Below are 23,442 nucleotides of genomic sequence, written 5' to 3'. Positions count from 1 at the left end.
ATTACCAATTCAAAAATGGAAACACCTTTCGATCGCTCGATTACAACCACAACTAATGTCGATACGCCTAGAGAAGGACGGGATGAAGCGTCTACTGGATATGCTTGGTGGGCTGGAAATGCACGGTTTATCAACTTGTCCGGTCGGTTTTTAGGCGCTCACGTTGCCCATGCTGGATTAGTGGCTTTCTGGGCAGGCGCAATGCTGATGTTTGAAGTTGCCCACTACGTACCGGAAAAACCGATGTACGAGCAGGGTTTAATTTTGATGCCCCACATTGCTACTTTGGGTTTCGGTGTCGGTGCTGGTGGTCAAGTCGTCGATATTTTCCCATTTTTTGCGATCGCCGCCATACATTTGATCGGCTCGGCTATTCTCGGTTTTGGTGGTGTCTATCACTCGCTTAAAGGACCGGAAAGGCTGGCAGGTTTTTACGATTTTGACTGGACTGATAAAGATAAGGTTACGAGCATTTTGGGATATCATCTGATTGCCCTGGGCTTGGGAGCGCTCTTGTTAGTCGCTAGAGCGATGTATCTAGGTGGCTTGTACGATACTTGGGCACCAGGCGGCGGCGATGTGCGTGTCGTGACCAATCCCACTCTCGACCCCAGAATCATTTTTGGCTATCTGTTCAAAGGGTTTACTGGTGGTGCGGGTAATATTGCCAGTGTCAATAATTTGGAAGATATCGTTGGCGGTCACATTTGGATGGGATCGATCTTGATTGCTGGTGGTATTTGGCACGTTCTCACTAAGCCCTTTAAGTGGGCAGAGCGCGTTTTTATCTGGTCAGGTGAAGCGTATCTGTCTCAAAGTCTGGGAAATGTAGCCGGACAAGCTTTAATTGCTGCCTGTTTTATTTGGTTTAATAACACTGCCTATCCCAGCGAGTTTTATGGTCCTACCGCGCCAGAAGCATCGCAAGCGCAAGCATTAAACTTCTTGGTACGCGACCAGCAGTTGGGGGCAAATGTGGTTTCTGCTCAAGGTCCGACGGGGTTGGGTAAATATCTGATGCGATCGCCGACTGGAGAAATTATCTTTGGTGGTGAAACGATGCGATTTTGGGACTTCAAAGGTCCCTGGTTAGAGCCACTACGCGGTCCCAACGGACTCGACCTGGAGAAAATCAGATATGACATTCAACCTTGGCAAATTCGGCGTGCTTCTGAGTACATGACTCATGCACCTCTGGGTTCTCTCAACTCTGTGGGCGGTGTAGCAACGGAGATTAACTCCTTTAACTATGTATCTCCTCGCGCTTGGCTAGCTTCAGCTCACTTTGTTTTCGCTTTTCTATTTCTAGTCGGTCACTTATGGCACGCCGGACGCGCTAGAGCTGCGGCTGCTGGTTTTGAAAGAGGCATCGATCGCGAAGACGAACCAGTTTTATCTATGCCCCCGCTTGACTAGACAAGTTTGGAGCGCAGCGGGAAGAAGATTGTTCTGGCTTCTTCCCCTTTTCTTCAACATGCTGTCATTGGTCATTGGTCATTGGTCATTTGTACTTTCAATTTACATAGCGATCGATGGCTAATGACAAAACCCGCAATTGTTTCATCACTTGAATAGGGTTCATAGCCTAGATTCCAGCATGTAAAACATTGTCAAAATTTAAAAAACTACTTTTCATTCATTGTTTTTAGTCAAATGCCATGCAAAAAACAGTTCAGAAGAAAATTCTCGATCCCATAATTGATTGGATTTTACTATTTGTTCTCGTCTTGTTTTTAATTGGAATAAAATACTTTTTTCCCAATTTTATATCGAGAACCTACCTACAACTTTTTGTTTGATGGGACAGTAAGTAGTGAGTAGTAAAGAGTAGCGATTGACTAGCGATCGTAGACCAACTACCAATTACTAATTACCAATTACCAATTACCAAAAGGAGCATAATTAATGGGATTACCTTGGTATCGAGTACATACATCGGTCATAAATGACCCAGGAAGATTAATTGCCGTACACCTAATGCATAATGCTCTGTGTGCGGGTTTTGCTGGTTCTATGCTGTTATTTGAATTAGCATTATACGACTCTAGCGATCCAGTTTTAAACCCAATGTGGCGACAAGGATGTTTTTTAATGCCCTTTGTGGCTCGTTTGGGAGTAACTAATTCTTGGCAAGGTTGGAGTATTACAGGTGAATCGGTTGCCGATCCTGGTTTTTGGACGTTTGAAACTGTGGCGATCGCCCATATTATTTTCTCAGGATTAGAATTTCTTGCCGCTTGTTGGCACTGGGTTTATTGGGATCTGGCGACATTTTTCGACCCCAAAACAAACGAACCAGTGTTAGATCTTCCCAGAATTTTTGGCATTCATTTATTGTTAGCAGGGTTATTCTGTTTTGGTTTTGGTGCTTTCCATTTAACGGGAATTTTTGGACCTGGGATGTGGGTCAGCGACCCGTATGGATTAACTGGTCACGTCCAAGGCGTTGCGCCTGTCTGGGGAGCAGAAGGCTTTAATCCTTACAATCCTGGTGGTGTGGTGGCGCACCACATTGCGGCGGGAATTGTCGGTATTATTGGCGGATTGTTCCATATTGTGACGCGACCGCCAGAGGTACTGTACAAAGCCTTGAGAATGGGAAATATTGAAGGCGCACTTGCTAGCGGGTTGGCAGTATTCTTCTTCGCTGGTTTTGTTGCTTGCGGTTCGATGTGGTACGGCACTGCTACCACTCCGATTGAATTATGGGGTCCTACTCGGTTTCAATGGGATCAAAATTACTTCAAAAAAGAGATCGATCGCCGCGTTCAATCCAATTTAGCTGAAGGTAAAAGCCTCTCGGAAGCTTGGTCGGCAATTCCTGAAAAGCTAGCGTTTTACGATTACGTTGGCAACAGTCCGGCAAAAGGCGGTTTGTTCCGAGTCGGTCGGATGGTGGATGGAGATGGAGTCGCCAAAGCTTGGCTCGGTCATGCCATTTTCAAAGACGGCGAAGGACGGGAATTAAACGTGCGCAGAATGCCGAATTTCTTTGAAACCTTCCCAGTCGTTTTGACAGATAAAGATGATGTCGTCCGCGCCGATATTCCTTTCCGTAGAGCAGAAGCCAAGTATAGCTTCGAGCAAAAAGGCGTTACGGTTAGCTTTGTGGGTGGCACATTAGACGGTCAAACATATACAGAACCAAGCACGGTGAAGAAATTTGCCCGTCAAGCTCAACTCGGTGAAGTCTTTGATTTCGATCGCGAAACCTATAACTCTGACGGCGTATTCCGCACCAGCAATCGCGGATTCTTTGCCTTTTTCCATTGTTGCTTTGCTTTAGTGTGGTTCTTCGGGCATATTTGGCACGGTTCCCGCGCTATCTTCCGAGATGTCTTTGCTGGTATCGATCCTGGTTTGGACGAACAGGTGGAGTTTGGTGTCTTCCAGAAGGTAGGAGACCTTACTACACGTAAGAAAATACCTGTCGCAGCTATGGCTGGCACTAGAGAACCTGCTGCATAACTGGGGAGTCGGGAGTCGGGAGTCGATAAATTCCCCCTTGTCTCCCTTGTCTCCCTTCGCCCCCTTCGCCCCCTAATCCCCACTCCCTTCGGTCGTGGGGAAGAGCGAGTTCCCCCTTGTCTTCCTTGTCTCCCTTATCTCCCTCACCCCTCATTTATGCAACAACCAAAATATCAACCTAAAAAAACTGCCCCCGTGCAGTACTTTTTCAGAAATTTCAATTCGGAAGCTGGTAAGGTTGCCCCTGGTTGGGGTACAACACCGTTAATGGTAGGTTTAATGCTGTTGTTTTTCTTGTTTTTATTAATCATTTTGGAGCTTGCCAATGCCTCACTCATGGTTCGAGGTATTCATGTAGGTTGGTAGAAACTCGGATAGATCGCCTTGCTGCGATCGCATCAAAATTTTTGAGTTTGAGGTAGTTTCATGCATCACATCTATTATTTTGCCTACGGTGAAGGGCAATTTGCTTCAACTGCAACTGGAGTTTTATTCGGTTTATTAGCAGCTTTTTTATTGTGCGTTCTCTTAATTGTGTACGCATCGAGTACGTATCCCGCAGATCGCCGTTAGCATCGGTGCGATCGCCTAGTTCAGACAAAAAACCTGACTTGACAATAAACGCGGGACTAGGTGACTGGCGTTTGGTCGTGGCTTCAGGATGCGAGGAGTCAAAATAACGCAATTTCAAAACAACGCAGGTTCAAAACCCTTAATTTTCCCTGAGTCCGCACCAGCGGACTTTGTTTGCTTATTCGTATCAACCTATACCCGACAAAGTACAATTAAGGCAGACTTTGAAATAGTAGAGTATGCCAATGTCTGATGCGATTAAAGCTTACAACTCCATGTCTGAGTTTTATGCATCAATGGGTGGAACCCTAAAACAAGACGTTGATTTTACGATTCATCAGCTTGAGCTAGTTCATAGCAATGTGCCGATCGAGTCTCCCCTATTTCGCGCTAACTATTACTCGATCTTGCTCATTCGTAAAGGACGGGGTCGCTACATTCTTGACGGTCAATCTTACGAAACAAAGGACAGGACGATTTACTTTACTAATCCCGGTCACGTCAAAGGATTTAAGATTCACGAACTATCGCATGGCTACGTGATTACGTTTTCAGAAACATTTCTGAAGCAATACGTCCATGAAAATATTTTTGATGATTTTCCGTTTTTAATTGCCGAGATTGTGCCACCGCACTATCCCGATCGCGAAGTTTTTCAAATTTTTGACGACTTGGGAACGCAACTTTTACAAGAATACCAATCGGATTCTGCCTACAAATTCAAAATTATTGGCAGTTTGACAGTTGTACTGCTATTCAAAATTAAAGAGCAGTTTTGGAATACCTATAATCCTTTGGCTGAATCGCAAACGGGTTCAGAGATTGTCATGACATTCAAGCGCAACCTGGAAGCTCATTTTCGCGATCTTGCAATGGGTAAACTCGATCGCCCATATCGAGTGCAGGACTTTGCCCAAGCGCAGCATCTTCACCCTGGTTATTTCAGTACGGTGATTAAGAGCAAAACGGGTAAATCTGTCAACGCCTGGATGATTGAAAAAACTCTATCCGAAGCCCAAGCAATGCTGTCAAGATCGACTGAATCCGTGCAGGAGATTGCCTTTCGACTTGGCTTTAACGATGCAGCATACTTTTCTCGCTTCTTTAAAAAACATACTGCGACCACTCCTTCTAGTTTTCGCCAGAGTCTAAAAGCTTGAAGATCCAGAATTCCACACCAAGAGACTAGCTGCTTTGTTTTGCCTGAAAATCGCGCTAGTTTGAGATAAATCCCATGCGATCGAGGGGGAAGAAACGGAATACGGCGCGACCGATAATATTCTGTTGAGGTAAAAAGCCCCAAACGTGGGAGTCGTTACTATCGTTGCGGTTGTCTCCCATGACGAAGTAAGATTCTGCTGGAACTTGGACTGAGTTGAGTTGATAGGCAGGTGGTTCGGCAATATAATCTTCCGAGAGCGATCGCCCGTTAAGATAAACTCGACCGTTCTTCACGCTGACGGTATCCCCAGGTTGACCGATAACTCGTTTGATAAAAACTTGGTTTTTGTGATAACCCATACTTTGCAACTGTGCAGGTGGTTCAAACACTACAATGTCGCCTGTTTCAGCTGGGTGAAACCAATACGAGACTTTTTCGACTACCAAGCGATCGCCTGTATGTAAGGTGGGTATCATCGAATCTGAGGGAATATAGCGCGGTTCCGCCACAAAAATGCGGATTATCAGCGCCATAACTAGAGCGATCGCAACTAGGCGAATATTTTCCTCCTGCGATCGCCATAGTCGCAACCATCCAGATGCTTCTGATGTTTTTGTTTCTTGAGTTGTCGTTGCTGGATCTGGCGAATTAGTTTTCTGAGATGTCATAAACCATACAGTGAATTGTGAGTCGTGAGTTGCGGGTAGTTATTAGCTCTTTTTATAAATAACCATAATACCTTTATTTAGTTGGCTAGTTATTACTTATGTAACTTTGTCTGCGAGCAAGGCTCAAGTAATTTTTTATACAAAAAATGTATGTTCGTTGCAGTTGAAAGATAGACTTCGATCGTAAAAAGTAATTTTTATGACAGAAATATTTGTATCGACTACGTCGGTAGCCAAAAATACCAAATCTACATTATGGTACAGGTGGCAATAAACTCAGAAATGCCAAGCTGAGCTATGAATTTCTAGATTTCTAGCACGACAGCTAAAGCAAAGGAGACAGTAAAATATGCTCAAACAGTTTTTGACAGGTGGTTCTGTTCTCGCCCTATTGCTCGTAGGCGGTTTCTCAGCTCAAGCAAAGCCACAATCCTCAGTCCTATTACAAGCTCAAACCCAGGAAGTACCTACGACTCCTGATAGTCAAACAACTCCACCCGCAGGGATTGAGCCTGGTACAAGCCCAGAAGGAACGACTACACCGGATACGACTGTACCCGATGCAACTACACCCGATGCAACTACACCCGATGCAACTACACCCGATGCAACTACACCGGATACGACTGTACCCGATGCAACTAGCCCCGCGCCAGGTACGAGTCCAGAGGGAACGACTACGCCTGACGTAACTCCTGATGCAGGTACGCCCGAAACCACGAGTCCTGATGCTACGACTAGCCCCGATGCTAGCGATACGTCTACCCCTGAATCGCAAACCTCAACTTCCGGCTCTAACACCGATAGAGCTGGAATATTTTGCGAGTCCAATCAAATTCCAGAACCAACTGGAGGAGGTTCGAGAGAATTTCGTGAATGCCAGCAATAGTAGCGTGCGGTAAGGCTTGCGTCTAGATATGCAATTGTAAAGGGCAGGAGACAGAAGAAATCTTTTTCAGATTCTGCCTCTTGCTCTCTTTAGCGCTGCAACCAACGCCAGCAAGGAATAAGGATGTAGTGGCTAATCCCCAGACAGCAACTAGAGATCGCGGCGATCGCGCCAAAAAAGGTAGCATACAACTGAAGCTCAAACCAACTTGGTTGCGGGCTAAGATGAAAAATTAGGGCTGGGAAAAGATTGAGTCGAACGAGAATAGTAAACACGATCGCCGTACTAACAGCAGCAACGGTAGCATGAAAAAAGCGATGACGGCGCAAACCCAAGCCAGAGACGAGAAAGGCGATCGCCACGCAAACAGTTGCAGGCAAGCTCCAAATTCCCATGTAAGGCGTAATTAAAGTCCAACACAACCAGCCCAAAACATAACCACTAGCACCTAGCAAAGCAGAGATGAAATAGCGCCGTCGTTGGTCAAAAACTCCTAGTGCGGTCAATCCCAACGCTGTAAATAACCCCGCAGAGGCAAACACGATCGATTCTGCTTCTGTGGCAATTTGAGAGTCTGTCATCAGTTGGGGTAGGTATTCTACTAGGAAGCTATTGACTGCGATTCCCAGGGGAGAAAAATAACCAAAGATAAAGCCGATACTAGTTCCAACAACAGCCGCGATCGCGCTCCACACAATTGCTCGGATAGTATCTATTCCAGCGTGTCCTACTTGGGTAGTCAATTGCCATAGAGAACGAGCGATATTCGCTAGGCTTCTACCGATCTTGGTAACAAATGGTATAGACGCAAAGCGGCTTGTCGATAGTCTGCGCTGGGTTACTTGTCGTAGAGTATGCGATCCCTGGGGGGCAGTATTGTGAGTTTGAAAGGTTGATGGCGGCGATTGCTTCCTAATTGTTTCTGCGAACAAATTCGTCGTTCGCGCAGCAATCTGATGCATTTGATTCACAAGTTGGGGCGATCGCTGTTTGCTAATTTGCGCTAAGCGGTGAGTTAAGTAGGTAGCTATGAGTTGCGATCGCTTCCAGCCATTCAAACTCAGTTGATGAATCGCTTGATATACAGATGGTTGCGTTTCGGTCGGCGGACTTTGTAATAACCTTTGTTCGATCGCCGTAGCACTAGTTGGACGCAGGCGGGCATCTTCCTGCACTAATTCATCCAGGAGATCGGCAAATGATGAGCTAACTTGGACTAAATGTCGCCAACTCAGCTCTTTGGTTACGGGATCTTCCAACTCAGAGGGAGGCTGACCAGTGAGTAATTCAATTGTCGTTCTACCCAAAGCATAGAAATCGGCGGCTGGTTCCACATCCCGACCCGAAGATTGTTCTGGAGGGCTGTAGCCAGGGGAATAGAGACGAGTTGAGCTTTCTGCGGCGGACACGGAATGCTGACGCGATCGCCTTTTTTTGGCTCCACCAAAATCGATCAATACTAGTCGATTTGTTGCTTGACGTAGCATTAAATTTGAGGGTTTCAGGTCGCGGTGGATGATCTGCCTGCTATGCAATACCTGTAAAATTTCTAAAGCTTGTCCGAACCAATCTCGAACCATTTCTTCTGGACAACCTCGGTCGTACTTGTCGAGGATAGCCTCTAAAGTCTGACCATCGATTTTTTCCATGACCAGACAAAATAGATCCCGCTTGGAATTGCTGGCGGGTATGTGAAAATAGCCGTCTGGCTCGACTCTAGGAACCCCAGGATGGTTGAGGCTGGTTAAAATTGCCGCTTCCTGCTGAAATAATTGTCTTGCTTTAGCGCCATTTTCTAGCAAAATCTTCAACACTCGTTCGGTCTGAGTTTGCAGATCCCAAATGCTGTAAATTACAGAAAATCCACCCGTTCCTAATTTTTTGAGTGGAATATAACGCTCTCGCAACGCGATCGCCGCGCCGCAAGTCGTACAAAACTTGTTTCCCCCTGCTTGGACGTGTGGATGCTGGGGGTCACTAGGATTGATACAGAGAGTAACGCTAGGCTGATAAGGCACAATCAGCTGTGGATGCAGGCTTTATAGATTTTACATTAGTCAGTTATCAGTTTTACGAGTTTTACAGGCAGCGATCGCATCATTTCCCAATTCTTCCCTAATTTAGATTTGACTGTAGAACGAATTATGGGTTTTGGCGCGGGAATTTAAAACTGTGTGTTTTGTTCATGCCAAAAGAGTTACCTCGATAGTCACCAGAAGATCGTCTTCCTTTTTGCAGACATTATAATTGCGACATTAAAAATATTTTTAACGTTATCTCTAAATTCCGAATTCCGAATTCCGAATTTTCCCATCCCTATCTTTGGATAGAGTGCGATCGCAGTTATATAAGTTGAATTAGAGAATATAGGGGTTGACCTTTTCAATAACAAGAATTTGTACTTAGTGACGGGAGGAATAGCGAGTATGGATGCCATGAAAATGGACAAAATGAACATGGCAGAGCGTTATTGCGCTCTAGTTCTTGGAATTACTTTTTTAATTCTCGGTATTGCTGGCTTTATTCCAGCTTTCGTTCACCTACCTGGAACCAACGCCTCATACGTTCCACCAGATGTTGCAACAGGAGCTTATTCTGCCGGATTTGGCTATTTATTTGGGGCATTTCCTACCAATTTCTTACACAATTTAGTCCATTGTGCTGTAGGAATTTTTGGGATTGCTTCCTATACCAGTGCAAGTAGTGCGCGGGTATTTAACCGCTTTTTTGCCGTTTCCTACATCTTAATTGCTCTTTTAGGAGTCATTCCTGCGACCAACACAGTATTTGGGTTGATGCCAATTTTTGGTGGCAACGTTTTGCTGAACGGTTTAACAGCAGTTGCTGCTTTATATTACGGCATTATTTTACCTGCAAAAGTCAATGATGTTGGAGTAGCACGAAATATTTAGTAGAGACACAAAATTTTGTATTTCTACAATTGCGATTCAAAAAAGAGAACAATTTTAGCTAACGCCCTTTGCCATAAAGGGCGTTTTTTCCATTCCCTGAAACTGACTTGTTTGGATTTAGCAAATCCTTGTAAAAATATTTTTTCAACGTGCTTGACTAAGCAAATATCAGAAGTAGAAATATCTAACTCGTCATTATGAAAAAAACTACGCGGGTCGAAATTAGCACTGCCAGTACTGAGCCAACAACTATCTAATAACAATGCCTTAGCGTGCATCATACTGGGTTGATATTCATAAATTTCTATGCCCGCAGCGAGTAGGTCGCGATATTGTTCGCAGGAAGCAAAATAGACAAATCTTTTGTCTGAGCGAATTCCATTCGTGAATATTTTGACATCAACCCCCCGTTTTTTGGCATCAACTAGCGCAATGCGGATATTTTTATCGGCAAGAAAATAGGGGCTGGCAATCCAAACCTGCTGTCTGGCAGCATGAATGCTAACTTGAAATAAAGCTTTAACTGATGCAGAACGATAGGAAGGATCGTCGCCTGCGGTAACGAGAATTGTCGGGTTGCTCGACGTTCCCAGATGGGAAACTGTAGTCGATAAGTCAGCAGTACCATGTACGTAAGTCCAGTGTTGCATGAACATACCTTCTAACACGGCGACAACTTCGCCTTCTAGCCGCGTTTCAAAGTCGTACCAAGGATGAGTTCCTCGAATATTATCTCTGCCATCCCAATAGTCGGAGACACCTGCACCACCAATTAAGGCAAATTCGCCATCAATAATTAATAGCTTGCGGTGACTGCGGGCAAAATAATCAATGGGCGATCGCCAGTTAAAATCATTGAAGAACCTGACTTCGACTCCAGCAGCTTTCAGTCGTCTCCAGTAACGCTGCGGTAAAGTTTTGACCCCATACTTATCGACAATGACTTGTACATTAACACCTGCCTGCGCTTTTTCGGCGATCGCGGCGGCGAAATCGTTTGCCCTGTACCCGGGAGTCATGAAAAATGTCTCGAAGTGAATCGTATGTTTGGCGCTACGGACGGCTTCTAGTCGTGCAGCATTGATTTCTTCTGCTTCCAGCCAAAAATCTGTCGAGCGCCCGCTGGTAATGACAGAGTTAGATAAGCTAGCTAGGGCGAGGGAAAAGCGTGCATCTTGAGGCGCGGGAACATTTTGAACTTTGTACTCAATGCGATCGCGAAATGTGCCTCGAAAATATAGAATTACGAAGACACCGATAATGGCGGTTAAACAGCCACCACCAATCCACCATAATAGCGGGAAAAGTTGGGTCATTGGTCATTGGTCATTTGTTGTGGATAAACGCAATCCTAATCGAGTATAAAAAAATGCTATCAGACTTAGCCTGGTAGCAATGAAGATTATCTAGCTGTATGTGATTTGAGCGATCGCTTATTCCGCATTCTTGGGCGGTTCTGTGATGTTGGAACTCAACTCTTCCATACCTTTGACTACGAAATTAGCCATTTGCTCTTGTCCCATAGATTTGAGGGAATTGAAGACTTGCATTGCTTCCGCTGAAGGGCTGTAATCGCTGGGAATGGCAACGATTCCATTTCCTAGTTTTTGTGCAAAAAGATACCAAACTGCCAACTTAGATTCAGGATTTAGCTTGCCATATTCCCCCGTAGGAACTTCTGATTTACCTTGGAGCAATTCCGGCAGTGCCTTAGCAGGATTAGGATCGAGCATAGTTTCGTCTTGATCTGTTTTGTTGGCTGGCAACAAATCGCGTAGAGCATTTATCTGCTCTTCAGAGGACATTTTTTGTACGCTTCCGACGATGCTTTGAACATCACTAGAGCTTGTTGGTAAACTATCAGATGGAATCGAACTAGCAATTTCTATGTAGATTAAAGCCATTACTCCTAGCTGGTCATCGATATCTAGGCTCGTAAATTGTTTTGCTAGTGGCTTCAGATCGTTAACGTTTGTAAATGCCATATTTGCCTCTTTACTGTTAATTTTGGTTTGTAATTTCGTTCCAGAATCTTTCGAGGCGCGAAATTTCGCGCCCTTGCATCTCTATACTTCCGCGCCTTGCTTGGGTTCAGCGCCCATCGGCGATACATAGTCGCGGAATAGAGTAATTTGTTGCTCGAAATCTATCCCTTCGAGCTGGTTTAATATCTCTTTTGATTCACTGGAAAGCTCGTAGTTTGGAGGCATAGGACTGATAACGTTGCTGTCCATTCCTTGAGCTAGACGATACCAAAATAGTAGTTTAGTAGTATCGCTCATCGAACCATACATCCGCGTGTACTCGTTATCAGCCTTATTAATTAAGTCCCGTTGAAATTGTAGTTGTTCTTCGTGAGACTTTTCTTTAATTTGGTTAAATAAACCTTCAGCTACATCCGCAGATGCAGTACTAGCTCCTGGTGCGGCTGGGGTAACAGAATCACCCATTTTCTTGTAAATGAAGTAGAACAAAGCTAATTGATCGTCTACATTTAATTTCTGAATTGAAGCAACAAATTGACTAAGATTCTGGTCGTTGCTTTGAGTAAATGTCATATTAACTCCTTCTAAACTTCTTCGGCTAAACTTATCTTTGTCGTCAGCAGATTATGACTAACCTTTTGCACAGTAACAAAGATTATTAACTTGCTTAAACCTACTGAAGATAGAAGTAGAAAACCTGACTACAGGCAGAGGAAAAATCAAATCTAGCGAGAGTTAGGCAGTCGATCTCTTCCCAACTCCTTTTTAAAGGCAGGATGATTTTATACAAGAGAGGACAAAACCCAATACTTCTCGGTTAGATTACATAGCCCTTGGAGATCCCCCCTAGCCCCCCTTAATAGGGGGGGTTGGGGGGATCGAATTTTAACCGAGAAGTGTTGGAACAAAACCCCCTTTTTAAGCGGGCTGGGAGATCGGTAAGATCTTGTCATTCCTAACCGAGATCTATTTGGATTTGCCCTACTACACGGAAGCATCCAACTGCTGTTGAGATACCCAAGTTCCGTGAAAGCCATAAGGTACGCGCTGAGGAATTAATACCCGCGCCACAGGATCGCTACTCAAATCTTGGGCATTTAGCACCAATAATTCAGAAGTATCTGCATCAGTATCGTAGACAAAGGTAACTAACCACCCATCATCCTCTACAGTTGCATCAGGACGAGGAACGAATACAGCCTCACCACCATAGCGTCCCTTACCATACTCGTAGGTTTGAGCATAACCTGCTTGAAGGTCGTATTTGATCGAACCGTCAAACAAAGGTAGAGGTGTAGGAGCCATTTTTCCTACATAACCATAGCGAGTTTTGCGTCCTAACAAATTTTCGTTAACGCGGGGAAACTCTATAGGTACGTCATCTAGCATTTCCTCTCGCACTGTTCCGGTGCTAAGATTGAACCGCCAACTATGCAAACGGGGAATATCACCATCAGGATCGCGCTGTTCTGGCTGCGTCACAAAGACATTAGTAGAACTCATGCGACAGGCAATTAGCACTACTTCGTCTCCCTCCTCGTAAGCATTGAGGGTATGGAAGACATAGCAGGAAGAAGATTCAAACCAACGAATACTGTCACTGTCGCCGTGACGGGGGAGAATACCAAAACGGCTGGGGCGATCGCGTTCAAACATTAACCCAGGTTCGCCACGCTGCATCCGTGCGGGGTTAAAAGTCATCGGCAGATCCATAAATATCGTGTAATTGGCAGTGATGGCAAAGTCGTGCATCATCACCCCCATTGGCAATTCTATCGGTATCGTGCGCAATAACTCGCCTTGTGGAGAAACAATACTGTATTTGACAAATGGCGGAGCAAACGAGTAACCAAAAAACATCATCTCGCCCGTCACTGGATCGACTTTAGGATGGGCAGTAAAAGCAGAAGCTAACTTACCGTTATAGGTATACTCGCCCTTCGTCTCTAACTGGGAAACCTCGATCGCGTGGGGCGCACCTCCTTCCCAAGTGGCTAGAAGTTGCCCTGCGTGCCATACCAAGGCAGTATTCGCAGCGTTTTTGTAGCCGTCGCTATCTGGCTGAGGTGGTTCTAATATGCCACTCCAAACCGCTTTACCCGCTTTTTGCTCAATTTCAAAGCCTCGCGTTCTGACGTAGCGGTTGCGATAGCTAGCTTTGCCATGACGAATTTCGACTCCGTGCAACATCCCATCTCCATCAAACCAGTGATACTGTCCGATGGGTGTCCACTGAGGATTGGGACCATTGCGCACGAACATCCCTGATAAATCGGTAGGGAGTTCGCCAATCACCTTAAGCGGATCGGAAGTCATCTCTTCACGCACGGGCGCAAAGTTACCCTCAAGAAAGGGATTAACTGCTGTTGTTGTTTCCATTCTGTCTGTTCTATCTGGCGATCGCACTTTTTTCAATATAGGCGCGATCGCGGCGATCGGCTATGCGAGCAATTACTTCAAGTCTAATAATCCCTGTTCTTTGAGCTTAGGATTAAACCGTAATTGCATTTGCAAACCGCGAGTTTGTAATTGGGATGAAATTTCTGCTTCAACTCGTCTTGCCGCAGTTTTTAAAATTTTTATTTGAGCCAATTCATCACCATCTGCTAAACTTTTTTGTTCTTCAGGTGTCAGCGATAATTTAGCATCAATTGGTTGAGTCCATATAGTTTCATCAGCACCATTTCCAGGGGGAACCGATCCATTTTCCTCAATCCACTCCTGGCGAATATTTTCCAAGACTGACCGACTGGGACGGTCGATGGTTTGTATTTTCAGCCAATAACACTTTTGCGGTTGGCGGACGAAATGCTGTTGCAAACTGAGATAAACATCGCGAGAATACCCGATATATTGCAGTACCTTGTCCGAGTCAAAAATTGCATAGACTCCTACTTTACCTTGGTACTGTGCTGGTAATTGACCGTCTGTATCAATATATGGAATTGCTTCTAAATCTGTGAGAGGGGTCATTGATAATTGGTAATTGGTAATTGGTAATTGGTAATAGCTCCCCTGCCCCTCTACCCCTCTACTGAAGTACCTCCACCTAGAATTACTATCTCATATTTTTACCTAGTGTTACTATGCTTTTTAAGACTGCATTAAAAAGAAGCTAGTGCGCTGGCGGGGTTTCCCCGCTTATAGCATCTGGCGTTGCATACGCCACATCCCACGGCTGGCAGAGCGATCGTCTATTTGCGTCGATCGTCTTTTAACCTCAAGTAACCCAAACTTAAAAAATAGTACTAGCGTCCTAGTAGACTGAACCTATAGAACGCTTTTGTGAGCTGGACTCCTTAAGGCGACACCCGGATTTGAACCGGGGGATAAAGGTTTTGCAGACCTCTGCCTTACCACTTGGCTATGTCGCCGACATCTTCACAGGCAATATATTATATCACTTTTTAGAACTTTGGATCTACTGGTGGTTTGGTATTGTGCCAGAAAGTGACGAGATCTCAGTCGGGCAAGCAAGAGCCGCCGCATCAACCTCGTCTACCTTACCGTAAGGATCGAGCCTTACGCAACTTTTGACGCAATTTTGAATTCAGGAAATTTTTACCTCATCAGCATAGCTGTGCCAGCGAACAAAGTAAAATGGTCCCGCCACTGAACCCCATACGTGTTCGTCAGTTTCGGGGTCGCGTCCGCGATCGCGACTGATAAATTTATCGCCATCAATTTCAAATTCGCTGTCGAGATAGGTAGTTTTACCTTTACGCACGACCATACAGCACTTACCTGGTTCAACTGTACCTTTGAAGCCATTGTCTACCCATTGGACGATCATGTTACATCCGGGTAGCTTTTCCAGGCGATCGCTTGATAATGCTTGCAGACGTTTGAGATCGCGGGATGCACCGTGAAATTCTTCTTCTTGCTTAATGGTGTAATTTTCAATTTCAATGCGATCGCCTGCCTGCAATAACTTTAAGACTCTTACCCGATATGGGTTGCCGAGCATGTAATCATAGGCTTGTTCTACGTAAAAGCTAACCCCAGATAATAGATTCAGGGGAAGGGGACGCATACAAACGCGAATATGGGCAAAAAAAGGAGGGTTTTCAAAAGCTTGCGCTTGATTGCTAAAATCAGCTGCCATCCAGCGAGCTAGTGTCTCAATATCCGTAGAATGGGTCATTAGTAGAAATTACTCGAAAGCCAACGACTTACTATTGCCAGTATTTTAAAACTTCCTATGTCTCAAAAGTTAAAAGTCAGAAGTCAAAAGTCAAAACAGGAGCCAGAAAAGAGAGTGGTGCGTGGTGCGTGGTGCGTGAAAAGAGGCAAGAGGCAAGAGGCAAGAGGCGAGAGGTTTCTCCCTCAGCCTCCTCAGATCCCTCAGCTCTGTTCACCCCTGCCCCTCTGCTCCCCTGCTCCCTTGTCCCCCTTGTCTTCCTTGTCTCCCTCAGCTCTCTTTCTTTCCCTACTCCCTGCTCCCTACTTCCTACTCCCTATTCTTTGCATTCTCTGGTTGTGCGGTAGTGTCCCTAGTTTGGCGCAGAATCGTCAACCAGAACCAGAGCAACAAGAGCAAGAATTCTATAATCCTCTAGAGATTACGACTCCAGATCCGCTACTACCTCAACTTATCCGTCCCCTATCGACTTCAGAAAAGCTGAGACTCAGAGCTGCATTGGATAAATTAAACCAGCAAGCAACTGCTAGCTTCACCGCAGGAAATACGGAAAAAGCATTTGCGATTTGGAGTCGAGAGCTAAGGCTGAGAAGATTTTTGGGGATTACGGAAGAAATTCCAGCTTTGGGGAGAGTAGGAGAGATTGCTTGGCAAGAAAACCGCCGTTTAGAGTTGAATGCAATTACGCGGAGATTGCAGGAAATTGGGCAGCAAATTCAAGTTTTACCACCAGATAAACAGAAAAAGGAAGATCGGCAACAATCTCAAGTTTTCATTTCACCTAACTTAGAAGTATTGAATAGTTTAGGGATAGCGTTCCAACAGGTGCGCGAACCAAAAAGCGCGATCGCGGTTTATGAGAGGATTTTGGCTATTCATCGTCAACAGAAAGATGCCGTTGCAGTAGAAACTACTCTAAGAACGATCGCCGAATTACATCTGAGCTGGTTTAACTACCCTCCAGCCGCAGCTGCATACGAACAACTATTACAAAATGCCACCCAGCGGGGCGATCGCCTAGAGGTGATTAATTACTTACAACAGTTGAATTATATCTACGAACAAGCCAGACAATACCAGCAAGCACTAGCAGTTCAAAAAAGGTTAGGAGCAATCTACCAGGAACAACAACAAAACGATTTATTACCTGCTTTACAGTTAGATATTGGTGCAAACTATGAAGCAATTGGGCAGTTGAAACAAGCTTTTACTACTTATCAACAAGCTTATACTACTGCCTGGGAATTGCAACAATATGCCCAAGCTAGCGATGCACTACGTCAAATGGTTCGACTTTATCGCTCTCAACAACAAGTTGATGCTGCTTTGCAAACTAGTCAGATTCTTTTGGAAAGCGATCGCCTTGCCGCTAATTTTTATGGCATGATGAATACTTACGACCAAATTGGGCAAATTAATCTCGCTCGCGGTAATTACGATCGAGCTTTAACTGCATTTCAACAAGGTTTAGAACTGGCACAACAGTTGAAATATCAACAAGATTACTTTACCCAACAGATTCAACAAATTAATCGACAACGGACTAATTAAAGTTTTACAAAGTAGGATTTTGGATCGCGCAAAGACGAGCCAGTGCGTTGCGGGGGTTTTCCCCGTTGTAGCAACTGGCGTGCAAAGACGCAAAGCGGCTTCTGGAAGAGTAGGCGCAAAGAAGATCGCGCTGGAGATATTCTGTCTGCGATCGCAACTTGGTGTGATGATATTGTCATGGCTAAGACTTAATACTTGAATGAACTTTATTTCTGAAACAAACCTATTTTTTTGCCAATGATTCTATCCAGCCATCGAGCGGGTAAAGCGGTAGGAATTATCCAATCTAGTAAAAGATTAGGGACGATCGCATATTTAGTTTTCGGTTTGGGAGTTTCAAAAACTTTGCGAATAAATTTACCAAAAACCTCTGGAGGATAACCTTTTTTACCTTGTTGGACGAAATGCTTTTGAAAAGTCGTTACTGATTCCGCATAATCAGTGGTCAGATATTTGCTAACATCTTGGGCTGATTCTTTATCCCAAATTGCCGTGCTAACTGCTCCAGGCGCAATAATAATTACGTCTATACCATATAATTGTAATTCTCGGCGTAAGCTATGGGAAATTCCTTCAAAGGCGTGTTTGCTACCAACATAAGCACCAAGAAAAGGAACGGCTAATTTTCCCAACACAGAACTGATATTAATAATTCTACCAGATTGGTGTTTATAACCGTTATTTTCTCTTGCTCTCAACAAAGGTAAAAAAGCTTGAGTTACGGCAATTTGACTGACAACATTAACTTCAAGCTGCAACCGAATTTCTTCGAGTGGTTGATGCATTAAAGTACCACTCGTAGCCATTCCTGCATTATTAATTAATCCACTCAAATTGCGATCGCCAAGAATTTTTTCTACTTGGCAAGCCGCAGATCGTACAGCGTCTATATCAGTAATATCAAAAATCAGCGGCGTGAAATTATCTCCTAAGTCAGCTTGTAGCCTGGTAGCATCGGCTTCTCGTCGCACGCTACCAAATACGTGATAGCCATGAGTCACAAATTCTTTTGCTGCACCAAACCCAATCCCTGTAGAAACTCCTGTAATGACGATAGATTTCATTTATGCTTCCGAATCAGCAGGCGATCGCTTCCAGCATATAGCAATCCACATTGATTTGTGAATGTTTCCCGTGTAGAGACGTTACATGTAACGTCTCTACACGGTCTCATAATAGTCTCCCAACCTTCCTTTTTAAGGGAGGAAACTATTGCCCCCTTTTTAAGGGGGTTGGGGGATCTTCTTCGCAGTCAAAAAGTAAATTAGCATCAGCGATCGACTACAAAATTGTCGGAATTTCCTTCAAATACACTCGGCTAAATGGTTCATCTACACCCAAAGTATATTGTTCGAGTAATCCCTGACGGCGAATTGAAACACGATCTCCCTGCTTGATGATTATAGTAGAGTTCTCAAAAACATCTCGCGCCAACATCATTTCAATTTCTGTGGGATTATCCAAAACAACCATATTACTGCCGTAATAAAACATTCCTTGAGTTGCTAAAACATCTTCCTCATACTCAACTATTAATAGATCGAGTTTGGGATTGCGCAACAAATTTTGAACGTTTGTATTGTAATCTCGATGCAAAATCTTTTCGGCACGATTGATATAAACGCCATCTCGACACGCAGCACCAATCACCCAATCGGGGTGGTGAGATAAAATTTGGTCGATAGTTGCTTGTAGTTCCGCTACCTTAATTCGGTTAAAGGTAACTATCGGTATCCTCGCTTCAGTTCCTCCGTCAAAAAAGGTTTCTAAAATCTTTTCAGGTACGTCAACACTCTCGCCTACGGCGGGGTTAAGGTGCATAAAAATCCCAGGCGCAGCATTAATTTCGAGAATGCTAAAGCTGCTATCTTTCCAAGATTTTGCCAAATCTTCAGAAATGACATCGATTCCCAAACAAGTGAGGCGAAAATGCTGGGCGACATCTTGCGCCAGAATCATATTATCAGGATGAACTGTAGGTGTGGCATCAATACTTACACCACCAGAGGAAAGGTTGGCAACTTTACGCAAATACACTCTCCGTCCCTCTTTAATAACGCTGTCAAGAGATAAGCCTTGCTCCTCCAAATACATATCCATTGCTTCATCAAGCTGGATTTTACTCATGGCAGAAGTTGGCGTGTCTCTACGTGCATCAGAACGGTTTTCGCGATCGATCAGTTCTGAAATTGTTGAATATCCATCCCCAACTACTGAAGCGGGACGGCGTTCTGTTGCCGCGACAAATCGACCGTTGACGCACAGCAAGCGGAAATCAGCACCAGAAATACTTTTTTCGACAATGATCCGAATTGGCTGTTCTTCTGGAACTGCTTTGACAGCGCGATTAAAAGCAGCTCTTAGCTCCTCAGAGTCTCTGACATCGGCGGTTACGCCAATCCCTTTATGACCGACAACAGGCTTGATGGCGACGGGATAACCAATATCCTCGGCTGCATCTAAAGCTCCCTCGCGACTAGTGACGATTTCTCCGCCTGGAACTGGAAAGCCAAGGGTGGCTAGAAAAGCTTTACAGTCATCTTTACGGGTGGTAAAGTCCGAGTCTATATGGCTGTCGCCGTCAAATGTGGTTGCTATGCCACGCACTTGCTTGCGACCGTATCCGTATTGCATCAGTCCTTCATCCCACAAATAAAAAGCAGGAATACCTTTTTCGTTAGCTTTGCGCAAGAGCGAGTAAACGGTAGGACCACCATAAACAGACCGACGAAAGATATTTTGTAGATTACGCATCTGTTCGTCAAAGGCAATTTCTTCGTCTAATGTCATAGCTTCAAACCAGTCCCAGACAAAGTAAATGACCGATCGCGTCGTTCGAGTATGGAGCGACTGAACGCTAATTCTTGCCCCTCGTTCTAACGGTTTTACGTTCCAACAGTGGAAGTGCAAACCCATATCTAGTTTGCTAACTTCTGATAATGTTCGTGCAAACAAATGAGCGTGAGATTCGTATTTTTCCTCGCGCAAGTGGGGATAGCGATCGCTAATTTTTTCTACGTAATTTTCTATTGATAGCGGCTCTTGATATCCCGTCAAAGCAAAGTCAAAAGTACATGCTGCCGTATTTAGCTCGGGATTAGAACCAATGTAATGTTTGAAGTTGAATAGATCGAAAATATCGGTCTTTCTAGCATTAACGCGCACGACATCAGTACTTGTATCTATTACCATTTTTATCCTCCTTTTTTCAGTTATCAGTGAAGCAAGAGAGCAGCGAGCAGGGAAGCAACTACCAACTACCAACTACCAGCTACCAACTACTAACTACCAACTACCAACTACCAATTACCAATCACCAATCACCAATGACAAATAACCACAGTATCATCCGATTGGTATATTCCCACTTGCCATTTATAGCAGATAATACGGTAGCGAAAAATACAACTTTGGAAAGGTGTGAGGGCAAGCAGAAATTTTATATAACTAAAAGAATAAATAAATTGTTTGGAATCGTTGACATATGAAAGGTACAGTAACCGATCTAAGAAACGAAGTCCGATATCTGGCGGAGGAAGCTTTTCACCGCAAATTGATTTCCGGCTACGGTGACGGTGCGAATGAAAAAGAGTACCAAATTGTCTTTAATGGTAAGCCTCGACATCTTTCTCTGGCACAAGCACGCTCTTTTCTCAGCGATTTAGTCGCTCGGTGCGATCGCAATTAAAACTAAGAATTACATTACATTACTGGACGTAGACCCTTTACGAGGGGTCTTTTTTTGTCCGTGACGATCGCGACCAAATATGCCTACTATGTTAATTTTTATAATTCTGTATCGGAATCTACCAGAAGACGGTTTTAACCAGAATATTTGTTATGTTTTCTTGAGAATACTCACTTAAAGTATGGTATGGATACGAATATGAGTAACAATCGGGGGGCGCTAGTCATTATTGGCGGTGCAGAAGATAAAGAAGGTGAATGTCAAGTTTTGCGGGAATTCGTGCGCCGTGCTGGGGGAACAAAAGCACGAATTGTGATTATGACGGCAGCCACGGAATTACCGAGAGATGTAGGAGAAAACTATATCAGAGTATTTGAGCGTCTGGGCGCGGAAGATGCTCGTATAGTTGACACCGAAACCCGCGAAGATGCTAGATCCTCTACTGCCCTAGAAGCGATCGAAAAAGCCACGGGAATCTTTTTTACTGGCGGCGACCAAGCCCGGATCACCGATATTCTCAAAGATACAGACATAGATGCACTCATTCACAAGCGTTTTGGCGAAGGAGTCGTTGTAGGAGGTACGAGCGCGGGTGCAGCGGTGATGCCAGATGTGATGATTGTTGAAGGAGACGGAGAAACTCATCCCCGCATGGATACGGTGGAATTGGGACCAGGAATGGCATTTTTACCAGGAGTGGTGATAGACCAGCATTTTTCTCAACGGGGACGGTTAGGGCGCTTAATTTCTGCCTTAGCGCAACAACCAGCCGTTCTGGGATTTGGGATTGACGAAAATACGGCTATGGTAGTGACCGATAGTCAATTTGAAGTGATTGGCGAAGGTTCTGTCACTATAGTTGATGAATCAGAAGCAACTTACACTAACGTAAGCGAGATCTTAAAAGATGAACCGCTGGCAATATGTGGCTCAAGACTTCACATTTTGCCCCACGGTTACAAATTCGATCTGAAAACTCGTAAGCCAATTCTGGAAAATTTAACCTCGAATAACTCAACTTTGGAAAGTTCGACCTCGAATAACGGGGCGACTAATGGCAATGTAGCAACTAGTCAGGCAACTGTCTAAAATCCCTAAAGGCGACTATAAGTCGCCCAAAAGGGTTGCTGGTAGGGACGTACAGAGAAACCACTATGAATTCTATTCGCTTAGAAGCGGAAAATAGCTGCTGCTGGGGCAGAGGTAGGTAAATCCTCTGGTGCAAGAGCATAAACCGTACCACCATTCAAGAGAGTGTAGACGGCAGCAAAATCGAGCAGATCTTCATCGTCTGGTTCCGGTTCTGAGTGTAAATTCACTGCCATTGTCTCTGTATTGAAATCACCCCAAAGCTGGCGATCGCTAGCGACAAAGAGAGAATCTACTCGTTGGTAATAAGCGGCGGGAACGATTTCTGTTAAGTCGTCAGAAGCCTTGCCCGTACTAGCTCCTGCTAATTCTTGATATCGCTCCATTGCCTGCTGCTGTGCTTGGAGAAACTGCGGTTCTACCAACGACCAAGCGCGATCGCGAAGTTCTTCTGGCTTAACAATATCTACATTGACATTAATGCCTTCTTCTACCAAGTGTTGGTAGCTATTAGCTTGGCGATAAATGGCAAACAGGTATTCTACACCTGCTAGAACTAGAGGCGCTGATGCAGTTTTGAGTTTTGGGTGTAAAGCGCGATCGATTAAATGGAAGAATTGTAAAATATCCTTCTGGTGTTCGTCGCGATCGGGGCTTCCTTGACCGTGAAATTCGCCAGGTTGTGATGCTGGATTAGTTCCTCTGCCTGTAGCATTTCGCTGTTGTCCTTCTCCAGCAGTCTCGTCATATTGAAGTGCTTCTTCCATATTTTTTGGTAGATTTTCCACCTCAATTTCTTTGATGCTGTAGCGCGTCCCCTGAAAAAATCTAACGTTATCTTGACTCAGCGCCAGCACGTAAAATCGCCCATTATTTTGAATCAAGGGTAGTAGCGGTTTGAGGTGAAATTGACCATCGACTACTACAATTTCTGGAACTTCGTCAGGCAGTAGATAGTAACGGAAGACATCTGGGGAGACAAAGATAACTAGTCCCCGCTCTTGATGTTCTTCCCAAAATTCAGGTGTATCTAGTTCGTGGGCAGCTTTGAGGAAGTCTACTGCTTCTGTATTGCGGATTCCTATTGCATCTAAGCGTTCCTCAGCTTGACGAATGAGATTCTTGAACCGAATTGGATTTTGTCTAACCTCTGTACTTCCTTTTTGCATTGGCATATACAAGGAGACACAGGGAGGTTTAGCTTTTGCAACTAAATTTTTGAGTTCATCAACAGTTAATAAAAGCATATGCAAAAATTGTCATCGATCGTTAGTGAGTGGCTAGTGACTAGTGACTGGTGGCTAGTTTTATCTCCA

24 protein-coding genes and 1 tRNA gene are annotated in these 23,442 nt (G+C 44.5%); 11 read left to right on the top strand and 14 right to left on the bottom strand.

The features are described 5' to 3' along the window. The first annotated feature begins 15 nt into the window (after positions 1 to 15). Together psbC and psbB are read left to right on the top strand one after the other, a co-directional pair. Entirely contained in the window at positions 16 to 1,416 is a 1,401-nt protein-coding gene (gene psbC / locus DSM107010_RS05795) for a photosystem II reaction center protein CP43 (RefSeq protein WP_106171021.1), read from the top strand. Positions 1,417 to 1,905: 489 nt separating this feature from the next. Beyond that, positions 1,906 to 3,468, top strand: coding sequence for a photosystem II chlorophyll-binding protein CP47 (psbB, locus tag DSM107010_RS05790; RefSeq protein WP_127022549.1), 1,563 nt, complete (start codon positions 1,906 to 1,908; stop codon positions 3,466 to 3,468). On the opposite strand, the gene DSM107010_RS39425 is transcribed toward psbB, so the two are convergent. Continuing rightward, complete coding sequence (locus tag DSM107010_RS39425; protein WP_015153121.1) at positions 3,449 to 3,622, bottom strand: hypothetical protein; 174 nt, start codon at positions 3,620 to 3,622, stop codon at positions 3,449 to 3,451. The genes psbB and DSM107010_RS39425 overlap by 20 nt on opposite strands. A gap of 2 nt (positions 3,623 to 3,624) precedes the next feature. On the opposite strand from DSM107010_RS39425, the gene psbH reads away from it, so the two are divergent. From psbH to DSM107010_RS05780, 3 genes are all read left to right on the top strand, one after another. Further along, complete coding sequence (psbH, locus tag DSM107010_RS05785) at positions 3,625 to 3,834, top strand: photosystem II reaction center phosphoprotein PsbH (RefSeq protein WP_015153122.1); 210 nt, start codon at positions 3,625 to 3,627, stop codon at positions 3,832 to 3,834. Positions 3,835 to 3,894: 60 nt separating this feature from the next. Continuing rightward, entirely contained in the window at positions 3,895 to 4,041 is a 147-nt protein-coding gene (locus DSM107010_RS39420) for a hypothetical protein (protein ID WP_015153123.1), read from the top strand. 245 nt (positions 4,042 to 4,286) lie between these two features. Next, complete coding sequence (locus tag DSM107010_RS05780) at positions 4,287 to 5,201, top strand: helix-turn-helix domain-containing protein (RefSeq protein WP_015153124.1); 915 nt, start codon at positions 4,287 to 4,289, stop codon at positions 5,199 to 5,201. 55 nt (positions 5,202 to 5,256) lie between these two features. On the opposite strand, the gene lepB is transcribed toward DSM107010_RS05780, so the two are convergent. Beyond that, positions 5,257 to 5,871 carry a signal peptidase I gene (gene lepB, locus DSM107010_RS05775; protein ID WP_106166674.1) on the bottom strand — a complete coding sequence of 205 codons (615 nt, stop codon included), beginning with the start codon at positions 5,869 to 5,871 and terminating at the stop codon, positions 5,257 to 5,259. Positions 5,872 to 6,220: 349 nt separating this feature from the next. On the opposite strand from lepB, the gene DSM107010_RS05770 reads away from it, so the two are divergent. Then, positions 6,221 to 6,760: a hypothetical protein gene (locus DSM107010_RS05770; RefSeq protein WP_106166673.1), complete on the top strand. Its 540-nt coding sequence runs from the start codon at positions 6,221 to 6,223 to the stop codon at positions 6,758 to 6,760. Between the two features lie 89 nt (positions 6,761 to 6,849). Here the strand turns inward: DSM107010_RS05770 and DSM107010_RS05765 are convergent, their stop codons facing one another. Further along, the gene (locus DSM107010_RS05765; protein WP_106166672.1) at positions 6,850 to 8,778 is read right to left on the bottom strand and encodes a serine/threonine protein kinase; all 1,929 of its coding nucleotides are present in this window, start codon (positions 8,776 to 8,778) and stop codon (positions 6,850 to 6,852) included. Between the two features lie 408 nt (positions 8,779 to 9,186). Between DSM107010_RS05765 and DSM107010_RS05760 the strand changes: the two genes are divergently transcribed. Next, complete coding sequence (locus DSM107010_RS05760; protein WP_015153128.1) at positions 9,187 to 9,672, top strand: DUF4383 domain-containing protein; 486 nt, start codon at positions 9,187 to 9,189, stop codon at positions 9,670 to 9,672. A 23-nt stretch (positions 9,673 to 9,695) separates the two neighbouring features. On the opposite strand, the gene DSM107010_RS05755 is transcribed toward DSM107010_RS05760, so the two are convergent. The 7 genes from DSM107010_RS05755 to DSM107010_RS05725 all read right to left on the bottom strand — a co-directional run bounded on the left by DSM107010_RS05755 (position 9,696) and on the right by DSM107010_RS05725 (position 15,801). Beyond that, entirely contained in the window at positions 9,696 to 10,988 is a 1,293-nt protein-coding gene (locus DSM107010_RS05755; RefSeq protein WP_106166670.1) for a phospholipase D-like domain-containing protein, read from the bottom strand. A 117-nt stretch (positions 10,989 to 11,105) separates the two neighbouring features. After that, entirely contained in the window at positions 11,106 to 11,657 is a 552-nt protein-coding gene (locus tag DSM107010_RS05750) for an orange carotenoid protein N-terminal domain-containing protein (protein ID WP_106166669.1), read from the bottom strand. Positions 11,658 to 11,738: 81 nt separating this feature from the next. After that, positions 11,739 to 12,230 carry an orange carotenoid protein N-terminal domain-containing protein gene (locus DSM107010_RS05745; protein ID WP_039716096.1) on the bottom strand — a complete coding sequence of 164 codons (492 nt, stop codon included), beginning with the start codon at positions 12,228 to 12,230 and terminating at the stop codon, positions 11,739 to 11,741. A 411-nt stretch (positions 12,231 to 12,641) separates the two neighbouring features. Then, the gene (locus DSM107010_RS05740) at positions 12,642 to 14,036 is read right to left on the bottom strand and encodes a carotenoid oxygenase family protein (protein WP_106166668.1); all 1,395 of its coding nucleotides are present in this window, start codon (positions 14,034 to 14,036) and stop codon (positions 12,642 to 12,644) included. A gap of 72 nt (positions 14,037 to 14,108) precedes the next feature. Beyond that, positions 14,109 to 14,630, bottom strand: coding sequence for a GIY-YIG nuclease family protein (locus DSM107010_RS05735; RefSeq protein ID WP_106166667.1), 522 nt, complete (start codon positions 14,628 to 14,630; stop codon positions 14,109 to 14,111). A 329-nt stretch (positions 14,631 to 14,959) separates the two neighbouring features. Further along, a tRNA-Cys gene (locus tag DSM107010_RS05730) sits at positions 14,960 to 15,031 on the bottom strand. A 176-nt stretch (positions 15,032 to 15,207) separates the two neighbouring features. Continuing rightward, entirely contained in the window at positions 15,208 to 15,801 is a 594-nt protein-coding gene (locus DSM107010_RS05725; RefSeq protein WP_015153142.1) for a chromophore lyase CpcT/CpeT, read from the bottom strand. Positions 15,802 to 15,858: 57 nt separating this feature from the next. Here DSM107010_RS05725 and DSM107010_RS05720 point away from each other — a divergent pair, with 57 nt between their 5' ends. Then, positions 15,859 to 17,349 carry a tetratricopeptide repeat protein gene (locus DSM107010_RS05720; RefSeq protein ID WP_106166666.1) on the top strand — a complete coding sequence of 497 codons (1,491 nt, stop codon included), beginning with the start codon at positions 15,859 to 15,861 and terminating at the stop codon, positions 17,347 to 17,349. Here the strand turns inward: DSM107010_RS05720 and DSM107010_RS39415 are convergent. The 3 genes from DSM107010_RS39415 to DSM107010_RS05705 all read right to left on the bottom strand — a co-directional run bounded on the left by DSM107010_RS39415 (position 17,346) and on the right by DSM107010_RS05705 (position 20,541). Beyond that, on the bottom strand, positions 17,346 to 17,528 hold the full coding sequence (locus DSM107010_RS39415; RefSeq protein WP_181246305.1) for a hypothetical protein: 183 nt from the start codon (positions 17,526 to 17,528) through the stop codon (positions 17,346 to 17,348). The genes DSM107010_RS05720 and DSM107010_RS39415 overlap by 4 nt on opposite strands. 27 nt (positions 17,529 to 17,555) lie before the next feature. Continuing rightward, complete coding sequence (locus tag DSM107010_RS05710; protein WP_015153144.1) at positions 17,556 to 18,413, bottom strand: SDR family oxidoreductase; 858 nt, start codon at positions 18,411 to 18,413, stop codon at positions 17,556 to 17,558. A 217-nt stretch (positions 18,414 to 18,630) separates the two neighbouring features. After that, a complete protein-coding gene (locus tag DSM107010_RS05705; protein WP_106166665.1) occupies positions 18,631 to 20,541 on the bottom strand; it encodes an ATP-binding protein in 1,911 nt (636 codons plus the stop codon). Between the two features lie 26 nt (positions 20,542 to 20,567). Here DSM107010_RS05705 and DSM107010_RS05700 point away from each other — a divergent pair, with 26 nt between their 5' ends. The 3 genes from DSM107010_RS05700 (at position 20,568) to DSM107010_RS05690 (ending at position 22,126) form a co-directional block, all read left to right on the top strand. Then, positions 20,568 to 20,837, top strand: coding sequence for a hypothetical protein (locus DSM107010_RS05700; RefSeq protein WP_106166664.1), 270 nt, complete (start codon positions 20,568 to 20,570; stop codon positions 20,835 to 20,837). After that, positions 20,834 to 21,037, top strand: a complete 204-nt coding sequence (locus DSM107010_RS05695) for a hypothetical protein (protein ID WP_015153146.1) — start codon at positions 20,834 to 20,836, stop codon at positions 21,035 to 21,037. Before DSM107010_RS05700 ends, DSM107010_RS05695 begins: the two co-directional genes overlap by 4 nt. 198 nt (positions 21,038 to 21,235) lie before the next feature. Further along, positions 21,236 to 22,126 carry a cyanophycinase gene (locus DSM107010_RS05690; RefSeq protein WP_015153147.1) on the top strand — a complete coding sequence of 297 codons (891 nt, stop codon included), beginning with the start codon at positions 21,236 to 21,238 and terminating at the stop codon, positions 22,124 to 22,126. Positions 22,127 to 22,206: 80 nt separating this feature from the next. Here DSM107010_RS05690 and DSM107010_RS05685 read toward each other — a convergent pair whose 3' ends face one another. Continuing rightward, positions 22,207 to 23,373 carry a baeRF7 domain-containing protein gene (locus tag DSM107010_RS05685; RefSeq protein ID WP_106166663.1) on the bottom strand — a complete coding sequence of 389 codons (1,167 nt, stop codon included), beginning with the start codon at positions 23,371 to 23,373 and terminating at the stop codon, positions 22,207 to 22,209. Positions 23,374 to 23,442: the final 69 nt, after the last annotated feature.

The sequence above is a fragment of the Chroococcidiopsis cubana SAG 39.79 genome (assembly GCF_003991895.1).
Classification (GTDB): domain Bacteria; phylum Cyanobacteriota; class Cyanobacteriia; order Cyanobacteriales; family Chroococcidiopsidaceae; genus Chroococcidiopsis; species Chroococcidiopsis thermalis.
Note: the sequence above shows the minus strand (reverse complement) of the source record. Positions and strands in the feature narration are given on the sequence as shown.

What these genes read in the sequence shown, in the direction of transcription:
- psbC (WP_106171021.1), top strand. Translation starts at nt 16, where the DNA reads ATGGAAACACCTTTCGATCGCTCGATTACAACCACAACTAATGTCGAT.
- psbB (WP_127022549.1), top strand. Translation starts at nt 1,906, where the DNA reads ATGGGATTACCTTGGTATCGAGTACATACATCGGTCATAAATGACCCA.
- DSM107010_RS39425 (WP_015153121.1), bottom strand. Translation starts at nt 3,622, where the DNA reads ATGAGGGGTGAGGGAGATAAGGGAGACAAGGAAGACAAGGGGGAACTC.
- psbH (WP_015153122.1), top strand. Translation starts at nt 3,625, where the DNA reads ATGCAACAACCAAAATATCAACCTAAAAAAACTGCCCCCGTGCAGTAC.
- DSM107010_RS39420 (WP_015153123.1), top strand. Translation starts at nt 3,895, where the DNA reads ATGCATCACATCTATTATTTTGCCTACGGTGAAGGGCAATTTGCTTCA.
- DSM107010_RS05780 (WP_015153124.1), top strand. Translation starts at nt 4,287, where the DNA reads ATGTCTGATGCGATTAAAGCTTACAACTCCATGTCTGAGTTTTATGCA.
- lepB (WP_106166674.1), bottom strand. Translation starts at nt 5,871, where the DNA reads ATGACATCTCAGAAAACTAATTCGCCAGATCCAGCAACGACAACTCAA.
- DSM107010_RS05770 (WP_106166673.1), top strand. Translation starts at nt 6,221, where the DNA reads ATGCTCAAACAGTTTTTGACAGGTGGTTCTGTTCTCGCCCTATTGCTC.
- DSM107010_RS05760 (WP_015153128.1), top strand. Translation starts at nt 9,187, where the DNA reads ATGGATGCCATGAAAATGGACAAAATGAACATGGCAGAGCGTTATTGC.
- DSM107010_RS05755 (WP_106166670.1), bottom strand. Translation starts at nt 10,988, where the DNA reads ATGACCCAACTTTTCCCGCTATTATGGTGGATTGGTGGTGGCTGTTTA.
- DSM107010_RS05750 (WP_106166669.1), bottom strand. Translation starts at nt 11,657, where the DNA reads ATGGCATTTACAAACGTTAACGATCTGAAGCCACTAGCAAAACAATTT.
- DSM107010_RS05745 (WP_039716096.1), bottom strand. Translation starts at nt 12,230, where the DNA reads ATGACATTTACTCAAAGCAACGACCAGAATCTTAGTCAATTTGTTGCT.
- DSM107010_RS05740 (WP_106166668.1), bottom strand. Translation starts at nt 14,036, where the DNA reads ATGGAAACAACAACAGCAGTTAATCCCTTTCTTGAGGGTAACTTTGCG.
- DSM107010_RS05735 (WP_106166667.1), bottom strand. Translation starts at nt 14,630, where the DNA reads ATGACCCCTCTCACAGATTTAGAAGCAATTCCATATATTGATACAGAC.
- DSM107010_RS05725 (WP_015153142.1), bottom strand. Translation starts at nt 15,801, where the DNA reads ATGACCCATTCTACGGATATTGAGACACTAGCTCGCTGGATGGCAGCT.
- DSM107010_RS05720 (WP_106166666.1), top strand. Translation starts at nt 15,859, where the DNA reads ATGTCTCAAAAGTTAAAAGTCAGAAGTCAAAAGTCAAAACAGGAGCCA.
- DSM107010_RS39415 (WP_181246305.1), bottom strand. Translation starts at nt 17,528, where the DNA reads ATGACAATATCATCACACCAAGTTGCGATCGCAGACAGAATATCTCCA.
- DSM107010_RS05710 (WP_015153144.1), bottom strand. Translation starts at nt 18,413, where the DNA reads ATGAAATCTATCGTCATTACAGGAGTTTCTACAGGGATTGGGTTTGGT.
- DSM107010_RS05705 (WP_106166665.1), bottom strand. Translation starts at nt 20,541, where the DNA reads ATGGTAATAGATACAAGTACTGATGTCGTGCGCGTTAATGCTAGAAAG.
- DSM107010_RS05695 (WP_015153146.1), top strand. Translation starts at nt 20,834, where the DNA reads ATGAAAGGTACAGTAACCGATCTAAGAAACGAAGTCCGATATCTGGCG.
- DSM107010_RS05690 (WP_015153147.1), top strand. Translation starts at nt 21,236, where the DNA reads ATGAGTAACAATCGGGGGGCGCTAGTCATTATTGGCGGTGCAGAAGAT.
- DSM107010_RS05685 (WP_106166663.1), bottom strand. Translation starts at nt 23,373, where the DNA reads ATGCTTTTATTAACTGTTGATGAACTCAAAAATTTAGTTGCAAAAGCT.